At 74.6% G+C, this 21,042-nt stretch carries 14 protein-coding genes; 2 read left to right on the top strand and 12 right to left on the bottom strand.

The genetic code is table 11. The features are described from left to right. Window positions 1–64: 64 nt before the first annotated feature. The 7 genes from AB0P35_RS16605 to AB0P35_RS16575 all read right to left on the bottom strand — a co-directional run bounded on the left by AB0P35_RS16605 (window position 65) and on the right by AB0P35_RS16575 (window position 13,084). Window positions 65–1,666 carry an alpha/beta hydrolase gene (locus AB0P35_RS16605; RefSeq protein WP_363511244.1) on the bottom strand — a complete coding sequence of 534 codons (1,602 nt, stop codon included), beginning with the start codon at window positions 1,664–1,666 and terminating at the stop codon, window positions 65–67. Window positions 1,667–1,853: 187 nt separating this feature from the next. Beyond that, window positions 1,854–2,981, bottom strand: a complete 1,128-nt coding sequence (locus tag AB0P35_RS16600) for a hypothetical protein (RefSeq protein WP_363511242.1) — start codon at window positions 2,979–2,981, stop codon at window positions 1,854–1,856. 241 nt (window positions 2,982–3,222) lie between these two features. Then, window positions 3,223–4,443 carry a DNA polymerase III subunit delta' gene (locus AB0P35_RS16595; protein ID WP_363511240.1) on the bottom strand — a complete coding sequence of 407 codons (1,221 nt, stop codon included), beginning with the start codon at window positions 4,441–4,443 and terminating at the stop codon, window positions 3,223–3,225. A gap of 60 nt (window positions 4,444–4,503) precedes the next feature. Next, on the bottom strand, window positions 4,504–5,766 hold the full coding sequence (locus tag AB0P35_RS16590; RefSeq protein ID WP_363511238.1) for an acyltransferase: 1,263 nt from the start codon (window positions 5,764–5,766) through the stop codon (window positions 4,504–4,506). A 110-nt stretch (window positions 5,767–5,876) separates the two neighbouring features. Next, entirely contained in the window at window positions 5,877–9,140 is a 3,264-nt protein-coding gene (gene tmk, locus AB0P35_RS16585) for a dTMP kinase (protein ID WP_363511236.1), read from the bottom strand. Window positions 9,141–9,269: 129 nt separating this feature from the next. Then, a complete protein-coding gene (gene topA / locus AB0P35_RS16580; RefSeq protein WP_363511234.1) occupies window positions 9,270–12,131 on the bottom strand; it encodes a type I DNA topoisomerase in 2,862 nt (953 codons plus the stop codon). Window positions 12,132–12,568: 437 nt separating this feature from the next. Beyond that, entirely contained in the window at window positions 12,569–13,084 is a 516-nt protein-coding gene (locus tag AB0P35_RS16575; protein WP_363511232.1) for a DUF3592 domain-containing protein, read from the bottom strand. A 366-nt stretch (window positions 13,085–13,450) separates the two neighbouring features. Between AB0P35_RS16575 and AB0P35_RS16570 the strand changes: the two genes are divergently transcribed. Then, a complete protein-coding gene (locus tag AB0P35_RS16570) occupies window positions 13,451–14,086 on the top strand; it encodes a hypothetical protein (protein WP_363511230.1) in 636 nt (211 codons plus the stop codon). Window positions 14,087–14,206: 120 nt separating this feature from the next. Here AB0P35_RS16570 and AB0P35_RS16565 read toward each other — a convergent pair whose 3' ends face one another. The 5 genes from AB0P35_RS16565 to bldG all read right to left on the bottom strand — a co-directional run bounded on the left by AB0P35_RS16565 (window position 14,207) and on the right by bldG (window position 18,218). Further along, window positions 14,207–15,742, bottom strand: a complete 1,536-nt coding sequence (locus AB0P35_RS16565; RefSeq protein WP_363511228.1) for a methyltransferase — start codon at window positions 15,740–15,742, stop codon at window positions 14,207–14,209. 195 nt (window positions 15,743–15,937) lie between these two features. Further along, entirely contained in the window at window positions 15,938–16,705 is a 768-nt protein-coding gene (locus AB0P35_RS16560; protein ID WP_363511226.1) for a small secreted protein, read from the bottom strand. Window positions 16,706–16,775: 70 nt separating this feature from the next. Continuing rightward, the gene (locus AB0P35_RS16555; RefSeq protein WP_363511224.1) at window positions 16,776–17,144 is read right to left on the bottom strand and encodes a cyclophilin-like fold protein; all 369 of its coding nucleotides are present in this window, start codon (window positions 17,142–17,144) and stop codon (window positions 16,776–16,778) included. A gap of 188 nt (window positions 17,145–17,332) precedes the next feature. Continuing rightward, entirely contained in the window at window positions 17,333–17,752 is a 420-nt protein-coding gene (locus AB0P35_RS16550) for an ATP-binding protein (protein WP_363511222.1), read from the bottom strand. 124 nt (window positions 17,753–17,876) lie between these two features. Then, window positions 17,877–18,218 (bottom strand): anti-sigma factor antagonist BldG, encoded by a 342-nt coding sequence (gene bldG, locus AB0P35_RS16545; protein WP_030272780.1) that lies wholly within the window; start codon window positions 18,216–18,218, stop codon window positions 17,877–17,879. Window positions 18,219–18,436: 218 nt separating this feature from the next. Between bldG and AB0P35_RS16540 the strand changes: the two genes are divergently transcribed. Then, the gene (locus tag AB0P35_RS16540) at window positions 18,437–20,788 is read left to right on the top strand and encodes a DEAD/DEAH box helicase (RefSeq protein WP_363511220.1); all 2,352 of its coding nucleotides are present in this window, start codon (window positions 18,437–18,439) and stop codon (window positions 20,786–20,788) included. Window positions 20,789–21,042 lie beyond the last annotated feature (254 nt).

Here is a 21,042-nt window from a genome sequence, read left to right as displayed (position 1 = left end):
TATCCGCCAGGACCGTCGGCGAGGTACGGGTCTTACCTGATGGACACCGGGACCGGACCGGGCGCTACTTGGCGCAGCGCGTCCCTTGCGCCGGCGCCTCGCCGCCCAGCAGGTAGCGGTTGACCGCGCCGTCCACGCAGGAGTTGCGCCGCCCGTAGGCGGTGTGGCCGTCGCCGTCGTAGGTGATCAGCCGGCCGGACTCCAGCTGGCCGGCCAGCGACTGTGCCCAGGCGTACGGGGTGGCCGGGTCGCGGGTGGTGCCGACGACGACGATCGGTGCCGCACCGGCGGCCCGGACGGTGTGCGGCTGCCCGGTGGGGCGGTCCGGCCAGTAGGCGCAGGAGAGCGCCATCCAGGCCATGTCCCGGCCGAAGTGCGGGGAGGCCGCGGCGAAGTCCGCCTCGGCGGCGCGGGCCTCCTCGGGGCCGGTGAACGGTGCGGGCAGGTCGAGGCAGTTGACGGCCATGTTGGCGGCCATCAGGTTGGGGTAGCTGCCGTCCTCGGCGCGCTCGTAGTACTCGTCGGAGAGCGCGAGCAGTGCGGTGCCGTCGCCGGCCACCGCGTCCGCGAGCGCGGTGCGCAGCTGGGGCCAGAGGAACTCGGCGTACATCGCCTCGATGACGCCGGTGGTGGCCTGGGCCTCGGTGAGCGGGCGGGCGGAGTCGGTGGGCAGCGGCTTGGCGTCGATCTGCCGGAAGAGCGCGGTGAGCCGTTCGCCGATCTCCTGCTCGGTGCGGCCGAGGGGGCAGTCCTCGCGCTTGGCGCAGTCCTTGGCGAAGGCGGCCCAGGCGGTCTCGAAGCCGCCGGCCTGGGTGCGGTTGCCGGCCCTGGAGTCGAGGGACGGGTCCATGGCGCCGTCGAGGACCATCCGGCCGACCCGGCTCGGGAAGAGGCCGGCGTAGGTGGCGCCGAGGAAGGTGCCGTAGCTCTTGCCGAGGTAGTGCAGCTTGTCGTCGCCGACCAGGGCGCGCAGGACGTCCATGTCGCGGGCGGCCTCGACGGTGGAGACATGGCCGAGGACGGCGCCGGACTTGGCCTTGCAGGCCGCCGCGAACTCCTTGTCGGCGGCGATCAGGGCGTCGGTCTCGGCCTGGTCGTCGGGCGTGATGTCGGTGGCGGCGTAGGCGTCCATCCGGTCGCCGGAGAGGCAGCTGACCGGGGCGGAGCGACCGACGCCGCGCGGGTCGAGGCCGACGAGGTCGTAGGCGGCGCGGATCTGCGGGTCGTAGCCGCGGGAGACGGCCTCCAGGTAGTCGACGGCGGAGCCGCCGGGGCCGCCGGGGTTGAGCAGCAGGGAGCCGATCCGCTGGGTGCCGCCGGTGGCGGGCTTGCGGACGGCGGCGAGGGTGATGTCCCCGCCGGCGGGCTGGGCGTAGTCGAGCGGGACCTTGAACTGCGCGCACTCGAACTCGCCGTCGCAGGCCTTCCAGTCGAGCTTCTGCGCGTAGTACGGGGCGAGGGCCGCGGGGGTCTGTTCGGGCAGCGGCTGCAGCGGCGCGGCGTTCGCCGCGGCCTGGGAGCCGCCCGCGGAGGCGCCGGGGGTACCGGTGGCACCCGGGCCGGCGGCCGGCGAGCCGCCGGAGGTGCAGCCGGCCAGCAGCAGGGCCGAGGCGGCTGCGGCGGCCAGCACGGCGGTCGCGGGACGGTTCCGCCGGGTGGCTCGCATGGTGTGGGTCTCCCTCGGGCGCGGCGCGGCGCGGAACGGCGGTGCTGGCGCGGGCCGGTCGCGGGGTCGGCGGTGTGATCGCCGGTCCGTCCCCAGCGTATCGGTCGCTCCCCGGGGCGCCCCGGTGCCGACACCCCGGCGGGTCCGGGGTCCGCCGACCGCCCGGGGCGGTCGGCCAGGGCGGGGTTCAGTTCGGCCGGGCGAGGCTCTCGGCGAGGTACTGCACGGCCACCCGGACGAGCCGCAGGCGCTCCCGCTCGTGGGTGTAGTCCTGCACGATGTCGGAGACCTTGACCTCGGCCTTGGCGGCGGGGCCCTTGCCGCCGTGCAGTGCGGTCTGCAGGGCGCGGGCGGCGCCGACGCCCGCGCCGTCGGCCTTGGCGGCGGCCAGCAGCAGCCGGCCGGCGGTGTCGGCGGGGGCCTCGGCACCGGCTTCGGCGAGGGCGTCGGTGTCGTAGCGCCCGGAGACCGCGGCGGCCGCACCGTACAGGTCGGGCCGGGCCAGCCCGGCGGCGGCCGCGCAGGGGGCGCCGGCCTCGACGCCGAGCGCGCCCCAGTCGCCGGGGCCGGCGGGCAGGGTGCGGAAGGCGGTGGTCACGGCGGTGCGCAGCGCGGCGTCGTCGGCGACGGCCTGCGGTGCGGCGGCGACGAGGTCGCAGGGGTGTTCGGTGCCGTTCGGGGCCTCCGGGGCGACCACCACGAAGGGCCGGGAGCGGCCGAGGTTCACCGCGGAGGCGACGCCGTCGAAGATGTCGGGCAGCTCGGTGTCCGCGGTCTTCCGGGGGGTGCCGGAGTGCAGGACGATCACCGGGAAGCGGGCCTGCTGGTCGGTGCGGTACTGGGCGGGGAGCCAGACCCGGACGGTGCGGGGCCGGCCGTCCGGCCCGGGGACCTTGGCCTCCATCAGCTCGCCCTCGGCGGGGTGCCCGATCGAGGTGAAGGCGGTGGCCTCGGGCGGCAGCGGCCGGGTGCTTGCGGAGGTCGGTGCCGTGACCGGCCCGCCCTGGTCGGCCACGGCAGCAGCAGGGGTCGGAGCGGCGGGAGCCGGAATGGGCGCCGCCTCGGCCCGGACGTGCTTCGCCCGGCCCCAGCCGCCGGGTGCGCGGCCGGGCAGGACGGCGGCGGCCAGGACCGCGGCACCGACCAGGCAGACCAGGGCGGCAGCGGCGCGCAGCAGCAGCGGGCGCTGCTCGGCGGTGAGTCCGTAGGTGCGGGCGGCCCGGAGGTCGCGCCAGCCGGTGAGGGTGGAGCGGCCGAACCGGAGCCCGGCCGCGGCGGCGGCCAGCAGGGGTACGACGAGGAGCGGACGGGACATGGGGCGCACCACCTCAGGGGGAGCACGGTCGCCGGACCACGGCTTTCGGACCGACCGTCCACAGGGTGCACAACGGGCCGCGCGAGGCGGCGGGGGCCGGGCGGGCGCCGTCCGACGTTCACTCGAACGAGCGAGGTGACATGCCGTCACCCAGAAGCCCGCTCCGACACCCGGCCGACGCCGGGTCAACTCCGCACGCCGGGCGCGCGAATCGGCCGGCGCGGAGGGCCCGGCGGGCGGGTCAGCCGGCCCGGAGGGCGAGCGTCATCGCCTCGACGGCGAGCAGCGGGTCGACGTTGCGGTCGAGCGCCTCGCGGCAGGCGAGGACGGCCTCGATCCTGCGGAGGGTGGACTCGGCCGGCCCGGCGGCGGCGACCCGGTCGAGGGCGGGCCGGTGGTCCTCGTTGGCGAGCGGCCCGGCGGCGCCGAACTGCAGGGCGAGGACGTCCCGGTAGAAGCCGAGCAGGTCGAGCAGGGCGCTGTTGAGGGTCTCCCGCCGGGTGCGGGTGGCGCGGCTCTTCTGCCGCTTCTCCAGTTCCTTGACCGCACCGGCCATGCCCCGCGGGGCCCGGCTGCCCTCCGCGGCGCCGTACGCGGCCCGCAGGTCCTCGGTCTCCTTGGCGTCCTGGGTCTCGGCGAGGGCCTCGGCGTCGGCCTTGGCGGTGTCGACGAGGCGCTGCGCCGCGGCGAGGCAGCCTCCGACGTCGGCGACCTCCAGCGGGATGCGCAGCACCTCGGCCCGGCGGGCGCGGGCCTGCTCGTCGACGGCGAGCCGGCGGGACCGGTCGATGTCACCCTGGCCGGCGAGGGCGGCGGCGTGGGCTGGGCCGGGGTCGACGCCGTCCCGGCGGACCAGCATGTCGGCGACCGCCTCGGCGGACGGGGTGCGCAGCACCAGCAGCCGGCAGCGGGAGCGGATGGTGGGCAGTACGTCCTGGACGGAGGGCGCGCACAGCAGCCAGACGGTGCGCGGCGAGGGCTCCTCGACGCCCTTGAGCAGGGCGTTGGCGGCGGCCTCGGTGAGCCGGTGGGCGGCGTCGACGAGGATCACCGACCAGCGGCCGCCGGTCGGGTAGCTGGCGGCACGCAGCACCAGGTCGCGCATGTCGCCGACGCCGATGGAGAGGCCGTCGGTGCGGACGTACTTCACGTCGGCGTGGCTGCCGGAGAGGACGGTGTGGCAGCCGTCGCAGAAACCGCAGCCGGGTGTGCCGCCGAGTTCGAGGTCTGGGCTGGTGCACTGGAGGGCGGCCGCGAAGGCGCGGGCCGCGGTGGTCTGGCCGGCGCCGGGCGGACCGGTGAACAGCCAGGCGTGGGTCATCATCGAGGCGTTGCCGCCGGACTCGGCGGCACTCGTGCCGGCGGCCCGTCCGGCGGCGACGGTGGCCCGTGCCGCGCGGGCGGCCGCAGACAGCTGCTCGACCACGCGGTCCTGGCCGACCAGGTCGTCCCACACGCTCACGCCGTACTCCCTGCCTGCCCACCGTCCGTCCCGGCCGCCTGCCCGCCGGGTCCCCCGAGCCTAACGCCCGTCGCCGACACCGTGGTGGGACACCGGGATCCCGCGGTCCCCGGCGGGCCCGGCGTGGCCGTCCCCGGGTGTGCGGGCGGGCCCCTCCACCGGGGTGTGCGACCCGGCGACGGGGCGCCGGGTCGGCATCGGCACGCCGCGCACCTTGGCGAATGAGGCCGCCAGCCGGGGCCGCAGCCAGCGGGCGGCGGGCCGCTCCACGAAGCGGTGCACCAGCCACGAGGCGGCGATCATCGCGACCAGCAGGGCGCCGATCAGCAGCCCGGGGTCGACCCTGGTGCCGACGGTGCCGATGACCTCCCAGCCGATGTACTCGTGCAGCAGGTACAGCGGGTAGGTGACGGCGCCGGCGGTGGTCAGCCAGCGCCACTGCACGGCACGGAACCAGTCCAGTGCGACGGCGGCCATCAGCAGGTAGAACACCGCGAGCAGCGCCACCACACCCCACTCCGGCACCGGGTAGCCGGCCTGGGCGGCGACGAAGCGGTAGGTGGGCAGCACGGACCGGCAGCCCGCCAGGAAGGTGAACCCGACCAGCAGCCAGAGCAGCAGGTCCGGGCCGAACCGCCGGATCAGGTAGAAGGCCAGGCCGCCGATGAAGAACCAGCAGTACTCGGGCATCGCCAGCACCTGCAGCAGCTGCTCGCCGGGCGCCGCCACGGCGAGCACCCCGGCCGCGGACCAGAGCAGGCAGAAGGCGAGCACCCGGCGGTAGGTGAGGCCGAGCGCCACCACCACGGCGAAGATCAGGTAGAAGCGGCCCTCGACCCACAGGCTCCAGTACACGCCGTCGACGTAGGGTGCCCCGAACGGGTACTCCATCATCGTCAGGTTGGTCAGCACGTCCCGTGCCGCCCGCGGCCGGCTGCCACCGGGAACCGCGGCCAGCACCGCCGTGGTGAGCAGCACCGCGAACCAGTACGCCGGGAACAGCCGCACCACCCGCGAGCTCAGGAAGTCGGCGAGCGAGCGTCCCCAGCAGCTCAGGCAGATCACGAAGCCGCTGATCAGGAAGAACAGCTGCACACCCATCCAGCCGTAGGCGGCCGGCAGGTGGAGCAGCGGGAAGAGCTCGGCGCGCGGACGGCCCCAGTCGGAGCCGAACGCGACGTAGTGGTAGAAGACGACCAGCAGGACGGCCACGAACCGCAGGCCGTCCAGTGCCTGCAGCCGACCGGTGCCGGCTCTGCGGGCCGCTCCCGGTGCGGCGGCCTCGGTGGCACGAACGGGCGGAGCGGCTGCGGCGACGGTCACGGGTACGGGCTTCCTCAGGGGGCTGCGGACGTCGAAACGGGCACCGCAGTCTTTCAGACCACGGTGCCCGTCCGTTGCCGTCGCTCCCCGGCCGCGCGGCCGGGGGCGGCTCAGTCGCGGCGGCGCTTACGGCCCCAGCCGCGGCGGTCCGGGCCCTCGCCGCCGTCGTCGTCCTCGTCGGGCTCCCACTGGGACCACTGGTCGCGCGAGCCCAGCAGGCTGTCGGTGAGGCTCGGGAGATCGTCCATCGGCGTCTCCTCGGCCCAGGACGGGCGCGGCCGGTCGACCGGCGTGAGTTCCCGGGTGGTCTCGGGGGACGACTCCTCCCGCCACAGCCCGGGCGGCACCGGGTCGACACCCGCCGGACCGGCCTTGGGCAGCACCGCGGTCTCGTCCGCCTTCGGCAGCACGGCCGTCTCGTCGGGCAGCGGCGCCTTGCGGAAGTCCGCCCGCTCGGCCTTCGGCAGCACCGCGGTCTCGTCCGCCTTCGGCAGCACGGCCGTCTCGTCGACCTGCGGCGCCTTGCGGAAGTCCGCCCGCTCCGCCTTGGGCAGCACGGCCGTCTCGTCCACGGCGGGGACGGTCGGCAGGACGGCCGTCGGGTCGGCCGACCCGTTCTCCTCGGCCGCCCGCACCGCAGCCCGGCGCTCCGGCTCCGGAATCTCGCGAGTGGTCTCGCCGTCCCCGGCGGGCGCGACCTGCGGCAGCTCCGCGGTCACGGCGGCGGACGCGGCGGCAGCCTCCGTCTCGGCCTTCAGCCGGGCCTCCTCGGCGCGCTGCAGGGCCTCCTCCGCACGGCGGCGCTGCTCGGCCCGCTGCAGCTCCCGCTGCCGCTGGATCTCGGCCTGGGCGGCGGCCTCCGCCTCCCGGCGCTCGCGCTCGGCGGCCTCGACCTTCAGCCGGGCCTCCTCGGCGGCGCGGCGGTGGGCCTCCACCTCGGCGAGTTCCTTCGCCTCCGCCTCGGCCCGGAGACGGGCGGCCTCGGCGGCCTTGCGGGCCTCCTCGGCGGCGGCCCGCTCGGCCTCCAGCTTGGCGAGTCGCTCCTTCTCGGCCTGCTCGGCGCGCAGTTCCTCCAGCAGCGCCTGCCGCTTCCGCTCGGCCTCCTCGGCCTCGGCCTTGAGGCGGGCCTCCTCGGCGGCCCGGCGTTCGGCGGCCTCGCGGGCGAGGCGATCCTGCTCGACGCGGGCGGCCTTCTCCTGGTCGGAGAGCGGCAGCTCGCGGTCGAGCCGGTGGCGGATCGCGGTGGTCACCTGGGCGGGCTGCTGGCCGGCGTCGACGATCAGGTACCGGGCGGGGTCGGCGGCGGCCAGTGCCAGGAAGCCGGCCCGGACCCGGGCGTGGAACTCGGTCGGCTCGGACTCCAGCCGGTCCAGCGCCTCGGTGAACCGCTCGCGGGCGGCGGCCGGGTCGACGTCCAGCACCACGGTGAGGTCCGGGACGAGCCCGCCGGTGGCCCAGCGGGAGATCCGGGCGATCTCGGTGGCGGCGAGGTCGCGGCCGGCGCCCTGGTAGGCGATGGACGAGTCCATGTAGCGGTCGGTGATCACCACTGCGCCGCGGGCCAGGGCGGGCCGGATGACGTTCTCGACGTGCTCGGCGCGGTCGGCGGCGTAGATCAGCGCCTCGGCGCGGTGCGAGAGGCCGGTGTTGCCGACGTCCAGGACGAGGCCGCGCAGCCGCTGGCCGACCGGGCTGCCGCCGGGCTCCCGGGTGAGCACCACCTCGTGGCCCTTGGCGCGGATCCACTCGGCCAGTGCCTGGGCCTGGGTGGACTTGCCGGCGCCGTCGCCGCCCTCCAATGCGATGAAGAAGCCGGTGCCGGTGGTGCGGTGCGGGGCCGGCTCGGTGCCGCCGCGGACGGCCTGGAACAGCTCCTTGCTGAACCGGGTCACCCCGCGGCGGTCGTCGGTGCGCAGCAGCACGACCGCGGCCAGCACCAGGGTGAGCAGGCCGGCCGTGGAGACCGCGAGTGCGGCGCCGTCGTGGATGAAGGTGAAGCTGCCGGGCTCGACCCGGCCGAGGGTGACCTCGCCGTACGCGGCGGCGATCAGAGGGACGGCGATCAGCGCGCTGCCGACGACGGCCCGCAGCACCGCGTAGAGGTGCTCGGTGACCTTGGGCAGCCGGGCCTCCTCGACCTCCTGCGCGAGCAGGGTGCGGCCGACCGACACGGTCAGCCCGGCGGCGACGCCGGCCAGCACGGTGAGCAGCAGGACGAGGACGAAGTCCAGCACGAGGCCGGCCAGGATCAGCGCCACGCCCTCGACGAGGAGGGCGAGCGTGAGCAGACGGCGGCGGGAGAACGCGGGCAGGGTGGCCCGGGTGAGCCGGACGCCGGCGGCCGGGGCGAGGCCCGCGGCGAGGACGACCAGGCCGTAGCCGATCGGGCCGGCCCGGTGCTCCAGCGCGGTCAGCAGGCCGAGCGAGGCGACGCCCGCCATCGAGGCGTACGCGGCGGCGACGGCGAAGGTGAAGTACGGGGCGGAGCCGGTGCGGCCCTTGCCGAGCGCCTTGCCGGGGGTGGCGTCGACGGGGGCGCGCAGGCCCTGCAGCGGGGAGTGCGGGGCGGCGGCGGGGCCGGCCGGCAGCTCCTGCAGGAAGAGCAGGACGGCGGAGGCGGCGAACAGCAGGGCGGCGCCGACCGCGGCGGAGGTCGTCTGATGGACCCTCAGCCAGTCCGTGCCGAGCGCGGCGAGGACGTTGTTGAGCAGGGTGAAGACGATCAGGGCGGTCGCGGCGAGCGGCACGGTGCCCCAGCCGGTCCGGTCGTCCACGGTGCGGACGGCGTCCAGCGAGGCGGGCGAGGGCTTGCGCCGCTCGGCGGGGGCGTACGGGTCGGCGGGCGGCAGCAGGCCGGGGACGGCGGCGGCCTTCGCGATCGCCCAGACCCGCTCGGCGGCGCCGGTGAGGAACACGGTGCCGAGCAGCAGCCAGGTGGCGGTGCCGGGCATCCAGGTCGACCACCAGGCTGCGACGCCGATCAGCACGGCGCGCAGCACGTCCGCCCCGACGAGCACCCAGCGACGGTCGAGCTTCTCGCCGACCAGGGTGTGCACCGGGCCGAGCAGGGCGGCGCCGAACAGGACGGTGGCGAGCATCCGCGCGGTGAACACGGCGGCGACGGCGAGCGCGAATGCCCGGTACCCGTCGCCGAACTGGCCGCCGAGCGCAGCGGCGACCACCGTCAGCGGGACGAGGACCAGCAGCGCGAGGCGGTCCGCGGTGCCGCCGACGAGCTGGGCCGTCCACAGTCGGCGGTAGGGCCGGAGCCTGAGCAGCGCCCGGGCCCGTTCACCGGGTGTCCCGGCCGGCGAGACCTCCGGACGGTCGGGCGGGGCAGGGCTGGGACCGGTGGTCTGCTCCTCACTCGTCATACCGTCAGCGTAGCGGTCGGGCCCCAGGGCCCAAGGGGCGGACGGGGTTCCGGAAGCCGGTCATGACACGGTTGTGACGCAGCGCGGGCCCGCACCCGAAGGTGCGGGCCCGCGTGGCGGAGTTCCGGCTCAGTCCTCGTCGGGGGCGGGAGCCGCGGCCTTCTTGGCGGCCGTCTTCTTCGCGGCCGTCTTCGTGGCCGTCGTCTTGGCAGCCGTGGTCTTGGCGGCGGCCGTCTTCTTGACGGCCGTCTTCTTCGCCGTCGTCTTCTTGGCCGCGACCTTCTTGGCGGGTGCCTTCTTGGCCGTCTTCTTCACCGGCCCTCGGGCGCGCTTCTCGGCGAGGAGCTCGTAGCCGCGCTCCGGGGTGATCGTCTCGACGTCATCGTCCTTGCGGAGCGTCGCGTTGGTCTCGCCGTCGGTCACGTACGGGCCGAAGCGACCGTCCTTGACGACCACCGGGCGCTCGCTGACCGGGTCGGTGCCGAGCTCCTTGAGCGGGGCGGCGGCGGCCGCGCGCCCGCGCTGCTTGGGCTGGGCGTAGATGACCAGCGCCTCGTCCAGGGTGATGGTGAACAGCTGGTCCTCGTCGGTCAGCGACCGGGAGTCGGTGCCGCGCTTGAGGTAGGGGCCGTAGCGGCCGTTCTGCGCGGTGATCTCGTTGCCCTCTGGGTCGGTGCCGACCACGCGGGGCAGCGAGAGCAGCCTCAGCGCGTCCTCGAGGGTGACGGTGTCCAGCGACATCGTCTTGAAGAGCGAGGCGGTGCGCGGCTTGACCGCGTTCTTGCCGGTCTTCGGGGTGCCCTCGGGCAGCACCTCGGTGACGTAGGGGCCGTAGCGGCCGTCCTTGGCGACGAGCGGGTGGCCGCCCTCCGGGTCGGTGCCGAGCACGCGCTCGCCGCTGGGCTTGGCGAGCAGCTCCTCGGCGAGCTCGACGGTGAGCTCGTCCGGCGGCAGGTCGTCGGGGACGTCGGCGCGCTGGCCCGGCTCGCCCTCGACCGCGGCGGCCTTCTCGACGTACGGGCCGTAGCGGCCGACCCGCAGGGTGATCTCGTCGCTCAGCGGGAAGGAGCTGATCTCCCGGGCGTCGATCGCGCCGAGGTCGGTGACGAGCTCCTTCAGGCCGCCCAGGTGGTCGCCGTCGCCGTTGCCGGCCTCGGCGGCGCTGCCCGCGGCGGTGCCCGCGACCTCGCCGAAGTAGAAGCGCTTCAGCCACGGCACGGACTCGGCCTGGCCGGCCGCGATCCGGTCGAGGTCGTCCTCCATCTTGGCGGTGAAGTCGTAGTCGACGAGCCGGCCGAAGTGCTTCTCCAGCAGGTTCACCACGGCGAAGGAGAGGAAGGACGGGACGAGCGCCGTGCCCTTCTTGAAGACGTACTTGCGGTTGATGATCGTGTCGATGATCGAGGCGTAGGTGGAGGGGCGGCCGATCTCGCGGTCCTCCAGCTCCTTGACCAGCGAGGCCTCGGTGTAACGCGCCGGGGGCTTGGTGGCGTGGCCCTCGGGGGTGAGCCGCTCGGCGGCGAGCGGGTCGCCCTCGGCGACGCGCGGCAGTCGGCGCTCGCGGTCGTCGAGTTCGGCGTTGGGGTCGTCGGCGCCCTCGACGTAGGCCTTGAGGAAGCCGTGGAAGGTGATGATCTTGCCGGAGGCGGAGAACTCGGCGTCCCGGCCGTCGGCGGAGCGACCGCCGACCCGGACGGTGACGGACTGGCCGACCGCGTCCTTCATCTGGGAGGCGACCGTGCGCATCCAGATCAGCTCGTACAGCCGGAAGTCGTCGCCGGACAGGCCGGTCTCGGCGGGGGTGCGGAAGCGGTCGCCGGAGGGGCGGATCGCCTCGTGCGCCTCCTGGGCGTTCTTGACCTTGCTGGCGTAGACGCGCGGCGCGTCCGGCAGGTAGTCGGCGCCGTACAGCTGGGTGACCTGGGCGCGGGCGGCGGTGACCGCGGTCTCCGACAGCGTGGTCGAGTCGGTGCGCATGTAGGTGATGAAGCCGTTCTCGTACAGCTTCTGCGCGACCTGCATCGTCCGCTTGGCGCCGAAGCCCAGCTTGCGGCTGGCCTCCTGCTGGAGGGTGGTGGTGCGGAACGGAGCGTACGGGGAGCGGCGGTAGGGCTTGGACTCGACGCTGCGGACGGCGAACGCGGTCTGCTCCAGGGCGGCGGCCAGCGCGCGGGCGGCCTGCTCGTCGAGGTGCAGGGTGTTCGCGGCCTGGGCGGTGTCACGCAGTCGTCCGTCCGGGCCGAAGTCGCGGCCGGTCGCGATGCGCTTGCCGTCGACGGCGACCAGCCGGGCGCCGAAGTTCTCCGGGTTGGCGGCGTCGGCCGCGGTGCGGCCTGTGGAGAAGGTGCCGACCAGGTCCCAGTAGGAGGCGGAGCGGAACGCGATCCGCTCCCGCTCGCGCTCGACGATCAGCCGGGTGGCGACCGACTGCACGCGGCCCGCCGACAGCTTCGGCATGACCTTCTTCCACAGCACCGGGGAGACCTCGTAGCCGTACAGGCGGTCGAGGATGCGGCGGGTCTCCTGGGCGTCGACCAGGCGCTGGTTCAGGTCGCGCGGGTTGCGGACGGCCTCCTGGATGGCGTCCTTGGTGATCTCGTGGAAGACCATCCGGTGCACCGGCACCTTGGGCTTCAGCACCTGCTGCAGGTGCCAGGCGATGGCCTCGCCCTCGCGGTCCTCATCGGTGGCGAGGAAGAGCTCGTCGGACTCCGCGAGCAGCGACTTGAGCTTGGTCACCTGCGACTTCTTGTCGGGGTTGACCACATAGATGGGGGCGAAGTCGTGGTCGACGTCGACCCCGAGCCGGCGTACCTCGCCGGTGTAGCGGTCCGGTACCTCGGCGGCTGTGCCGGGCAGGTCCCGGATGTGCCCGACGCTGGCCTCGACGATGTAGCCGGGGCCGAGGTAGCCCTTGATCGTCTTGGCCTTGGCCGGCGACTCGACAATGACGAGTCGCTTGCCGTGCGCGGTCTCGCTGCTCGGGGACACCTTCGCTCTTCTCTCCCGGTCGTTATGTGTGCTGGCGGCGCGGGCGGCGGGGGAGGAACTCCGCCCGTCCTTCCGCCGTCCGGGGCTGTCGCTGCGCGACGACCCCACCAGCGGAGTGTGACCGTACCCTGGCCACCCTTGTCAAACGGACGGTTCCGGCTTTTTCACCGGCAAGGCCGACCGACGCCACTCGAACGGTAACCCGACCACGAGGCCGCGCGCCCCACGGAGGGGGTTGCCGGCCAGTGCGGAGGCCGGATCCGGACGGATCCACGCCGCCCGGAACGGCGCCGGACCAGCTGTGGACGAAGGGACCGGACGCGCCTTGCGGTCTCCGGCCCACCCGCCTTGCCGTCTCCGGCCCGAGGTCGGGTGGGTCGGGCAGCCGGGCCGTCGGGCAGGCTGCGGGGCTGCCGGGCTGCGGGGCTGCGGGCGGGTCAGTCGGCCAGCAGCGAGGCGAAGAGGCCGAGGCCTCCGGCCAGCGCGCCGGTGCCGAGCACTGCCCAGAACACGTCGGTGGCCAGCGTCGGCAGCATGTCGGTACCGGCCAGGACGACCCGGCTCGGGCGCCGCGCGTCGTACATGACCTGCACCATCGCACCCGGCACCAGCCGGGACGGGCGGCGCAGCGGGGTGCTCCCGCGGGGGCGGGCCAGCACGGTCTCGGCGGCCCGGACGGGGCGGGCCCGTCCGGCCTCGGCACCGGACACCGGCAGGACCTCGACCTCGGGGAGCGCGGTGTAGGAGAGCAGCGGCGCGCTGTCGAGTTCGCCGAAGGTGTCGCCGTAGAGCTCGCCGTACGGGTCGCCGTCCGCGACGACGCGGGCGGTCGCCGGTATGCCGTGCCGGCGCAGGTGGTGGCGAAGGCGCAACTCGGCGGCGCACCAGAGCAGCAGTGCGCTGCCGAAGAACGTCAGTACCGCACCTGCCGCGACCGCCGTCGGCGTCTCCACCGTCCCGCCCTCCCTGGCCTCAGTCCACCGGTACGCCGCGCCGTCCCGAGCGCGCTCGTCCACAAGCTGTGGACGGAGCCTGGCAGCCCGCGGACAACCCCGGACTGACGTTCGACGTACGACGGGGAACATCCCGGGGACGGCAAGGTGAACGAGGCCTGTGGACGGAGTTCCGGCAGGGGCTGCAGTGGCTGCCGGGGGCCGCGAGGAGTCGCGGAACGTCACGGGCGCGCCGCCCGCGTAACGGCTCCGCCCGGGCTGTCACAGCCCCGCTACGACCGCCCCGCACCGGGCCTGCGGCGGGTACACCAGTACCGACACCACACCGGCCGGTGCCCGTCGGCCGAACTCGGGGGGAGAACCACCATGTCCGCACGCCGTCTCATCGCCACCGCCGCCCTGCTCGGCGCGGCTACCCTGGCCCTCACCGCCTGCGACCCGAACGGTTCCGGCGCGGACACCGCCGCCCCGGCCGCGAGCGACCCGGCTTCCGCCTCCGCGAGCCCCTCGTCCGCCGCCTCGTCCTCCTCCTCGCCCTCGGCCCGGCCGAGCGGGACGGCCAAGGCGAGCACCAGGCCGTCCGCCTCGCACAGCGGCACGGCCAAGCCCTCCGGCAGCGGCAAGCCGGCCGCCGACTGCACCGCCGCCGCCCAGCGGCCCGGCCACAAGGTCGTCAACGTCACCGCCGCCACCGCGGCCAAGGTCACCGCGACGCAGACCCGCCTGGTCTGCGGGCCCGACATCGACGACGACGGCTACTACGAGCCCACCGGCGCGGCCTCCGCCTACACCTTCGCCCCGAGCGCCACCGCCGAGCTGTTCGCCATGAGCAGCACGATGGCGCCCAAGGCCGTGAGCCTGGCCGAGTTCGCCGCGCACGCCGAGGACTGCGCGCACAACCGCGAGGTCGCCGCCCCGTACTCCTGCTACGGCGGCGCCTACGACATCACCGTGGACTCCGCCGGCCGGATCACCAGGATCAGCGAGCTGTTCCACCCGTGACCCCGCCGGCCCGCGCGTCGGGCGCACCCGGGGCGGCCACCACGGCACCGGCCGCCCCGCTGTGCTGCCTGCCCGCTGTACTGCCGACCGGTCGCGTCGCCTCGCCGCCGCGGCACCGGGTCAGGGGGCGACCGGTGCCACAAAGCCCTGCTCGGTGAGCAAACGCAGCGACTCCGGGACCCGGTCGCGCAGCACGACGCGCTCCTCCCCCAGCAGGTGGGCGATCGCGTCCACGATGTCGCCCGCCGCGAGGCTGCCGTCGCAGGCGCCCACGAAGCCGGCACCGACCGTGTCCACCTTGGTCGCCCGCCGCATGCCCCGGTTGTGACGCAGGATCACATGCTCGGGGTCCTCCGCACCCGGCGCGCCGACCTGCTCCTGGACGACCTCCTCGGCGAGCACGTAGCGGGCCGAGAGCAGCGCCGCGTCGTCGTGCGCGCGGAGGAAGTCCTGACGGGCGAACCACTCCTCGATGTGCGGGCCGAGCGGCTGCTCGACCGGGTGCGGCCACTCCTCGATCCGCACGGTCGGCTCGGCCGCACCGCCCGCCCGCAGGGTGATCCAGCCGAAGCCGACGCCCTCGACACCGGCCGCCTCGAAGCCGTCCAGCCACTCGCCGTACCGCGCCCGGTAGTCGGCGCCCCGGCCCAGGTGGTCGCCGCCGTCGCGCAGCCACAGTTCGGCGTACTCGGCGATGTCCTGGACCTGCCGCTGCACCACCCAGGCGTCCAGGCCGGTGCCGGCCACCCAGCCGGCCAGCCGCTCGTGCCAGTCCTCGCCCTTGACGTGCTGCCAGTTCGCCAGCAGCTGGCAGTAGCCGCCCGGCTCCAGGTGGGCGGCGGCACCACGGACGATGCTCCGGCACAGGTCGTCGCCGGCCATGCCGCCGTCCCGGTAGACGAAGCGGCTGCCCGGCGAGATCACGAACGGCGGGTTGGAGACGATCAGGTCGTACCGCTTGTCCGCGACCGGCTCGAAGAGGCTGCCCTCGGCGGTCTCGGTGTTATCGAAGCCGGAGAGTGCCAGGGTGAGCCGTGCGAACTGCAGCGCCCGAGCGTTCAGGTCGGTCGCGGTGACGTGCTGGGCGTGCCGGGCCGCGTGCAACGCCTGCACACCGGAGCCGGTCCCGAGGTCCAGCGCCGACCGGACGGGCCGCCGCACCGCCAGGTTGGCCAACGTGGTGGAGGCGCCGCCCACACCGAGCACCAGGTCGCGGCGCGCCACGCCACCGCTGCTGTCGCCGGCGCCGATGCCGCCGGCCCCGCCCACCGCGCAGCCGAGGTCGGAGACGACCCAGGCGTCGGCACTCGGCAGCCCGGCGACCTCGTTGGCGTACGGGCGCACGTCGACCGTCGCCCGTACCTCGCCGCCGTCCTCGGCGAGCCAGCCGTCGGCCAGGCAGTCCTCGACCGGAAGGGCGACCTCGGCGGCCGCCCGCGGGACGGGCTGCTGCAGCAGGAACAGCCGCACCAGGGTCTCCAGCGGGCTGCCGCCCCGGGTCGCCCGCAGGGCGGGCACCGTCTCGCTGCGCGCGAGGGCGGCGTACGCGGTGGGGCCGAGCAGGTCGAGGCAGCCGTCGGCGGTGTACTGGGCGGCTAGCAGCGCCTCACGGAGCCTGGCGAGGCGGGCGGGATCGGGGGTAGGGCTGTTGGTCACCCCGCCATTGTCGCGCGGCTGCGGCCGGTGACGAGCGCAGCCGCCGCGCCCGCCGAAGCGCGCGGCACCGGCGCGCCCCGGCCTGCCCGCCAGGCCGCTCGGGTGTTCCGGAGCGACCCGACCCGCCGGGCAAAGGGGAACGGCCCGGCCCGCCGCCCGGCGGGGAGCAGCCCGATCAGGCGGGAAGCAGCCCGGTCAGTTCGAGGAGGCGCTCGGCGAGGCGGCGTCGGACTGCTGTGCCGAGGCACCGGCGGACGGCGAGGCGGCGGCACCCGAGGCCTTGCCGGACGCGGCGCCCGAGGGCTTGCCGGTGGCCTTGCCGGAGCCGTTGCCGGACGGGGCGGCGGACTGCGTTCCCGCCCCGCCCGAGCCGGCCTGGTCGGTACCCGCGGGCACGGCACCGGTGGCGGCCGGGGCCGGGGCGGCGCCCGCCTTGCAGCCCGGCTGGCGCTTCATCGCGTCGCCCGCCTCACCGGTCTGCAGGCGGTTCAGCCCCTGGGTGGAGAGCTGGGCGAGCTGCTGGACCTGGTCGCCCACGCTGCGCAGCCCGTCCGCGAACTTCGCCTGGTCGGTGGTGGCCAGACCGTCCAGCTTCTTCTGGACGTCCAGGTAGCCCTCGGCGGCCTTCCGGAGCTCGCTCACCGCGTCCGTCCGAGCCGTCTCCCCGTTCTCGGACTTCGGCGCACCGGCCTTGTCCACGGCGTCGGCGATGCCCTGATTGGCCTTGGCCAGCGCGGCCAGGTCGGTCGACAGCCGCTTCTGCAGATCGACGGGCGCCTCGCCCGCCGTCACCTTGGCGGTGTCGGCGAGGGCGGCACGCGACTGGCCTATCGGGCTCTGCGCGGCGTCGCAGACGTTCTTCGCCCAGCCGTCGAGCTGCTTCGTGTTGTCGTCGCTGCACGCGACGGCGCCGAACGCGAGCAGCGCGCCGAGCGCGGGGACGGTCAGCAGTCGCTTGTTCACCGGGTGCCTTTCGGTCGCGGACGTCGATCTGCGAACCTACACGGCCACCCGCCGTGGCCGCCGACGGCCCTCATGCCCGCTCGACCCGGATCGCGTCCCCGTCGCGGACGGTCCGCAGCACTGCCGGGTCCCCGTCCAGCGCCCCGAGCAGGTTGCACGGGCTCGCCAGTCGGCACTCGCCGTCGCGGGAGATCGGGGTCGGGCCGAAGGGCAGCGCGAGGCTGTCCCCGTCCGTCCAGAACGCCACGGTGCCGGGCTCCACGACCTGTGCCGCGTCCGGCTCCCGCGGCACGCTCACACCGGCGTCGAAGTAGACCTCGTCGCCCCAGGTACGGGCGGTGGAGCTGATCGGCAGGGCGGCCCACAGCTTCTCCGAGGTGGGCGTCGACCGGAGCTCGGCCGTCGCCTGTCCGGCCGGCCAGAGGATGCGCATGCGCATGAGGTGTCACTCGTCCCGTCGTTCTCGAACCGAAACCGGTCGCGCCGGGATGCAGGAAACAGCCCTCTTCAACACATTGTCAATGCCGGGCGGGGGCCGGTGAGGACAGGCTCAGAGGGCGCGCGGAACGAGACGGGCGCCGGAACCGGGCGAAGCGACCGATCGGCCGGGCCGATGGACGAGGTGCGTCAGACCGCGACGGGCGCGGTGGAGACCGGCCAGCTCATCCTGATCAGACCGCCCTCGCCACCGTTGGTGACCTCGACGTCCTCCACCAGGCCGGTGATCACGGCCAGGCCGAGGGCGTCCTCGCCGGGGTCTGCGCTCTCTCCGGAGCCCGGGGAGGACACGGAGGTGTCGCCGGCCTCGTCGGCGACCTCGATGAGGAAACGCTTCTCCTGCTCGATCAGCGCGACCCGGATCGCCCCGTGGGCGGCGCCGCGCTGGTGCAGGCCGACGGCCCGCGAACAGGCCTCACCCACGGCGAGGCGGACCTCGTCGAGCACCGACTCGTCGACCCCCACGCGTCTGGCCACGGCGGCGGCGACCAGCCGGGCCGTGCGCACGTGCTCGGGAAGCGCACTGAATCGAAGTTCGACGGTTGCCATTCCTCCCCCTCCGGGGTTGCTCCCTGGTGGGCCGGGGTGCGCACGCGCATCCCGGCGCGGGGCCGTCACGGGCCCCGCCGGACCGGCGGGGCCACAGCAGGCCCCGCCGGTGCGGGCAAAGCTGTCAGTCGGTGGAGGCGACGGCGTCGTCCACCGAGTTGTGGATCGGGAAGACCTTGGTCAGGCCCGTGATCCGGAAGATCTTCAGAATGCGCTCCTGGTTGCAGACCAGGCGCAGCGAGCCCTCGTGCGCACGAACCCGCTTGAGCCCGCCCACCAGCACGCCGAGACCGGTGGAGTCGAGGAAGTCAACGCCCTCCATGTCGACGACGAGGTGGTAGTTGCCGTCGTTGACGAGCTCGACAAGCTGCTCGCGCAGCTTGGGGGCGGTGTACACATCGATCTCGCCGCCGACTTCGACGACCGTGCGATCGCCGACTGTACGGGTCGACAGGGACAGGTCCACGGAACCTCCAGCACCTTGCCTTGCTACGTCATTGCGATCCTCGGCCGGGCGGCCGCCACCGCGTGGTCGCAGGCCGGGCGAGGCAAGCCGCTGCTGAGCAGCTACAGCGTGCGTCCCTCGGCCGTGCGGCCGTCACGGCCTCATTGAACCACCTGTGACCATGCCCGCACGATGGCTTGCAGCGATTCTCCGTCACGCCGGTGACACACTGGGTCCTCATGCCGCCCCGTCATACCTCGCCCGAAGCGCTGCTGAAGACCCTGTCCACCAACCGGGGCCGGTCGGACCGCCTCACCCATACGGAGCACCTTCCCTCCCGTCCCGCGCGCCATTCCTCCTGGCCGGAAGGAATCCGTCCGGAAATCCGGGAGGCCGCGAGGGAACTCGGTGTGGGCGAGCCGTGGGCGCACCAGACCGAGGCGATGGAGTCCGCCCTGGCCGGCCGGACCGTGGTGATCGCCACCGGCACCGCGTCGGGGAAGTCCCTCGGGTATCTGGCGCCGGTGCTGAGCAGCCTGCTCGACGGCACCGAGGCCCGCAACGGCCGCGGCGCCACCGCGCTCTACCTCGCCCCGACCAAGGCGCTGGCCGCCGACCAGCGCAGGCGGGCCGCCGAACTGGTGCCGCCGCGGGTGCGGGTCGCGCTGTACGACGGCGACACCCCGCCCGAGGAACGCGAGTGGGTCCGCCAGTACGCCTCGTACGTGCTCACCAACCCGGACATGCTGCACCGGGGCATCCTGCCGGCGCACGCGCGCTGGTCCTCCTTCCTCAAGGCGCTGCGGTACGTGGTGGTCGACGAGTGCCACAGCTATCGCGGTGTGTTCGGCTCGCACGTCGCACAGGTGCTGCGGCGGCTGCGGCGGCTCTGCGCGCGCTACGGGACACAGCCGACCTTCCTGCTCGCCTCCGCCACGACCGCGGAGCCTGCCGTCACCGCGGAGCGGCTGACCGGACTGCCCGCGGTCGCCGTCACCGAGGACGCCTCGCCCCGCGGCCCGCTGGTGTTCGCGCTGTGGGAGCCACCGCTCACCGAGCACGTCGGCGAGCAGGGCGCGCCCGTCCGACGCACGGCGACCGCCGAGGCCGGCTACCTGCTCACCGACCTGGTGGAGTCGGGGACGCGCACCGTCGCGTTCGTCCGTTCCCGGCGGGCGGCCGAGCTGGTCGCACTGCAGGCGCAGGATCTGCTGGGCAACCCCTTGGCCGGGCGGGTCGCGGCCTACCGCGGTGGCTATCTGGCCGAGGAACGACGGGCGCTGGAACGCGACCTGCACTCCGGCCGGCTGCTCGGCCTCGCCTCCACCTCGGCGCTGGAACTCGGAGTCGACGTCTCCGGGCTGGACGCCGTGCTGCTGGCCGGCTACCCGGGCACCCGCGCCTCGCTCTGGCAGCAAGCCGGACGGGCCGGGCGGGAGGCGCAGGGTGCGCTGGCCGTGCTGATCGCGCGCGACGACCCGCTCGACACCTATCTGGTGCACCACCCGGAGGCGCTCTTCGCCAACCCGGTGGAGGCGACGGTGCTCGACCCGGACAACCCGCACGTCCTGGCTCCGCACCTGTGCGCCGCGGCGGCCGAGCTGCCGATCACCGAGGCCGACCTGGACCTCTTCGGCCCGTCCACCGCCCAGCTGCTCCCCGTCCTGGAGCGGCGCGGGCTGCTGCGGCGCCGCGTGGACGGATCCTGGTACTGGACCCGGCGGGAGCGCGCCGTCGACGGGGTCGACCTGCGCGGCAGCGGCGGCAATCCCGTCCAGATCGTGGAGGCCTCCACCGGGCGACTGCTCGGCACGGTCGACGCGGCCGCCGCGCACACCACCGTGCACACCGGCGCGGTGCACCTGCACCAGGGACGGACCTTCCTGGTGCAGGACCTCGATCTGGAGACCTCGGTCGCCCTGGTGGAGGCAGCCGACCCGCCCTACACCACGGCTGCCCGCGACATCACGTCCATCTCGGTGCTGTCGACCGACCGGACCGAGCAGTGGGGCGAGGCCCGGCTGAGCTTCGGTTCGGTCGAGGTGGTCAACCAGGTGGTGGGTTTTCTGCGCAAGCGCATCTCCACCGGCGAGGTCCTCGGGGAGACCAAACTCGATCTGCCGCCTCGGACGCTGCGGACGCGGGGGGTGTGGTGGTCGGTGACGGAGGACCAGCTGTTCGATGCCGAGATCCCGTTCGACCAGCTGCCCGGCGCCGCACATGCCGCTGAGCACGCCTCGATCGGTCTGCTGCCGCTGTTCGCGACCTGCGACCGGTGGGACATCGGCGGTGTCTCGGTGCCGTTGCATCCCGACACCGGCCTGCCCACCGTGTTCGTCTACGACGGCCACTCGGGCGGGGCCGGCTTCGCCGAGCGCGGGTACACGCGGGCCGTCCAGTGGCTCACGGCCACGCGGGACGCCATCGCCGCCTGTGAGTGCGAGCGTGGCTGCCCGTCGTGCGTCCAGTCCCCCAAGTGCGGCAACGGGAACGACCCGTTGGACAAGGCGGCTGCCGTGCGGCTGCTGGACGTGCTGCTCGCCGGGGCCCCGACCGGTGGTGCCGGGGTGGGTGAGGCGATACCGCGGTAGGGACGCCGGCTGCCGGCGGCGCGGGGTGGACCGAGGAGCGGGCCGAAGGATCGGGGCGGCAGCGGCCTTCACCCCACCGGTCCGGGTCACCGCACCGGTCCAGGCCACCGTACGGATCCGGGTCCCTGCATAGACCCGGTCCCCTGCTCCGGTCTCTGAAACGGGCTCTGGACGCGCCCCTGGACGCGCCCGGATCGTGGTGCTCGCGTCGGCTTCGTCAGCTGCCTCCTCCGCCTCGTCCGGGGCTCCGGTGG

It is taken from the genome of Kitasatospora sp. NPDC085879, from assembly GCF_040686255.1.
Taxonomy (GTDB): domain Bacteria; phylum Actinomycetota; class Actinomycetes; order Streptomycetales; family Streptomycetaceae; genus Kitasatospora.
The sequence above is the reverse complement of the archived record's forward strand: the minus strand, read 5'-3'. Positions and strand labels throughout refer to the sequence as shown.

Excerpts from the sequence above, each read along its gene's own strand:
- AB0P35_RS16570 (WP_363511230.1), top strand. The coding sequence starts at position 13,451 with ATGTCCGCACGCCGTCTCATCGCCACCGCCGCCCTGCTCGGCGCGGCT.
- AB0P35_RS16540 (WP_363511220.1), top strand. The coding sequence starts at position 18,437 with ATGCCGCCCCGTCATACCTCGCCCGAAGCGCTGCTGAAGACCCTGTCC.
- AB0P35_RS16550 (WP_363511222.1), bottom strand. The coding sequence starts at position 17,752 with ATGGCAACCGTCGAACTTCGATTCAGTGCGCTTCCCGAGCACGTGCGC.
- tmk (WP_363511236.1), bottom strand. The coding sequence starts at position 9,140 with ATGACGAGTGAGGAGCAGACCACCGGTCCCAGCCCTGCCCCGCCCGAC.
- AB0P35_RS16600 (WP_363511242.1), bottom strand. The coding sequence starts at position 2,981 with ATGTCCCGTCCGCTCCTCGTCGTACCCCTGCTGGCCGCCGCCGCGGCC.
- AB0P35_RS16605 (WP_363511244.1), bottom strand. The coding sequence starts at position 1,666 with ATGCGAGCCACCCGGCGGAACCGTCCCGCGACCGCCGTGCTGGCCGCC.
- AB0P35_RS16555 (WP_363511224.1), bottom strand. The coding sequence starts at position 17,144 with ATGCGCATGCGCATCCTCTGGCCGGCCGGACAGGCGACGGCCGAGCTC.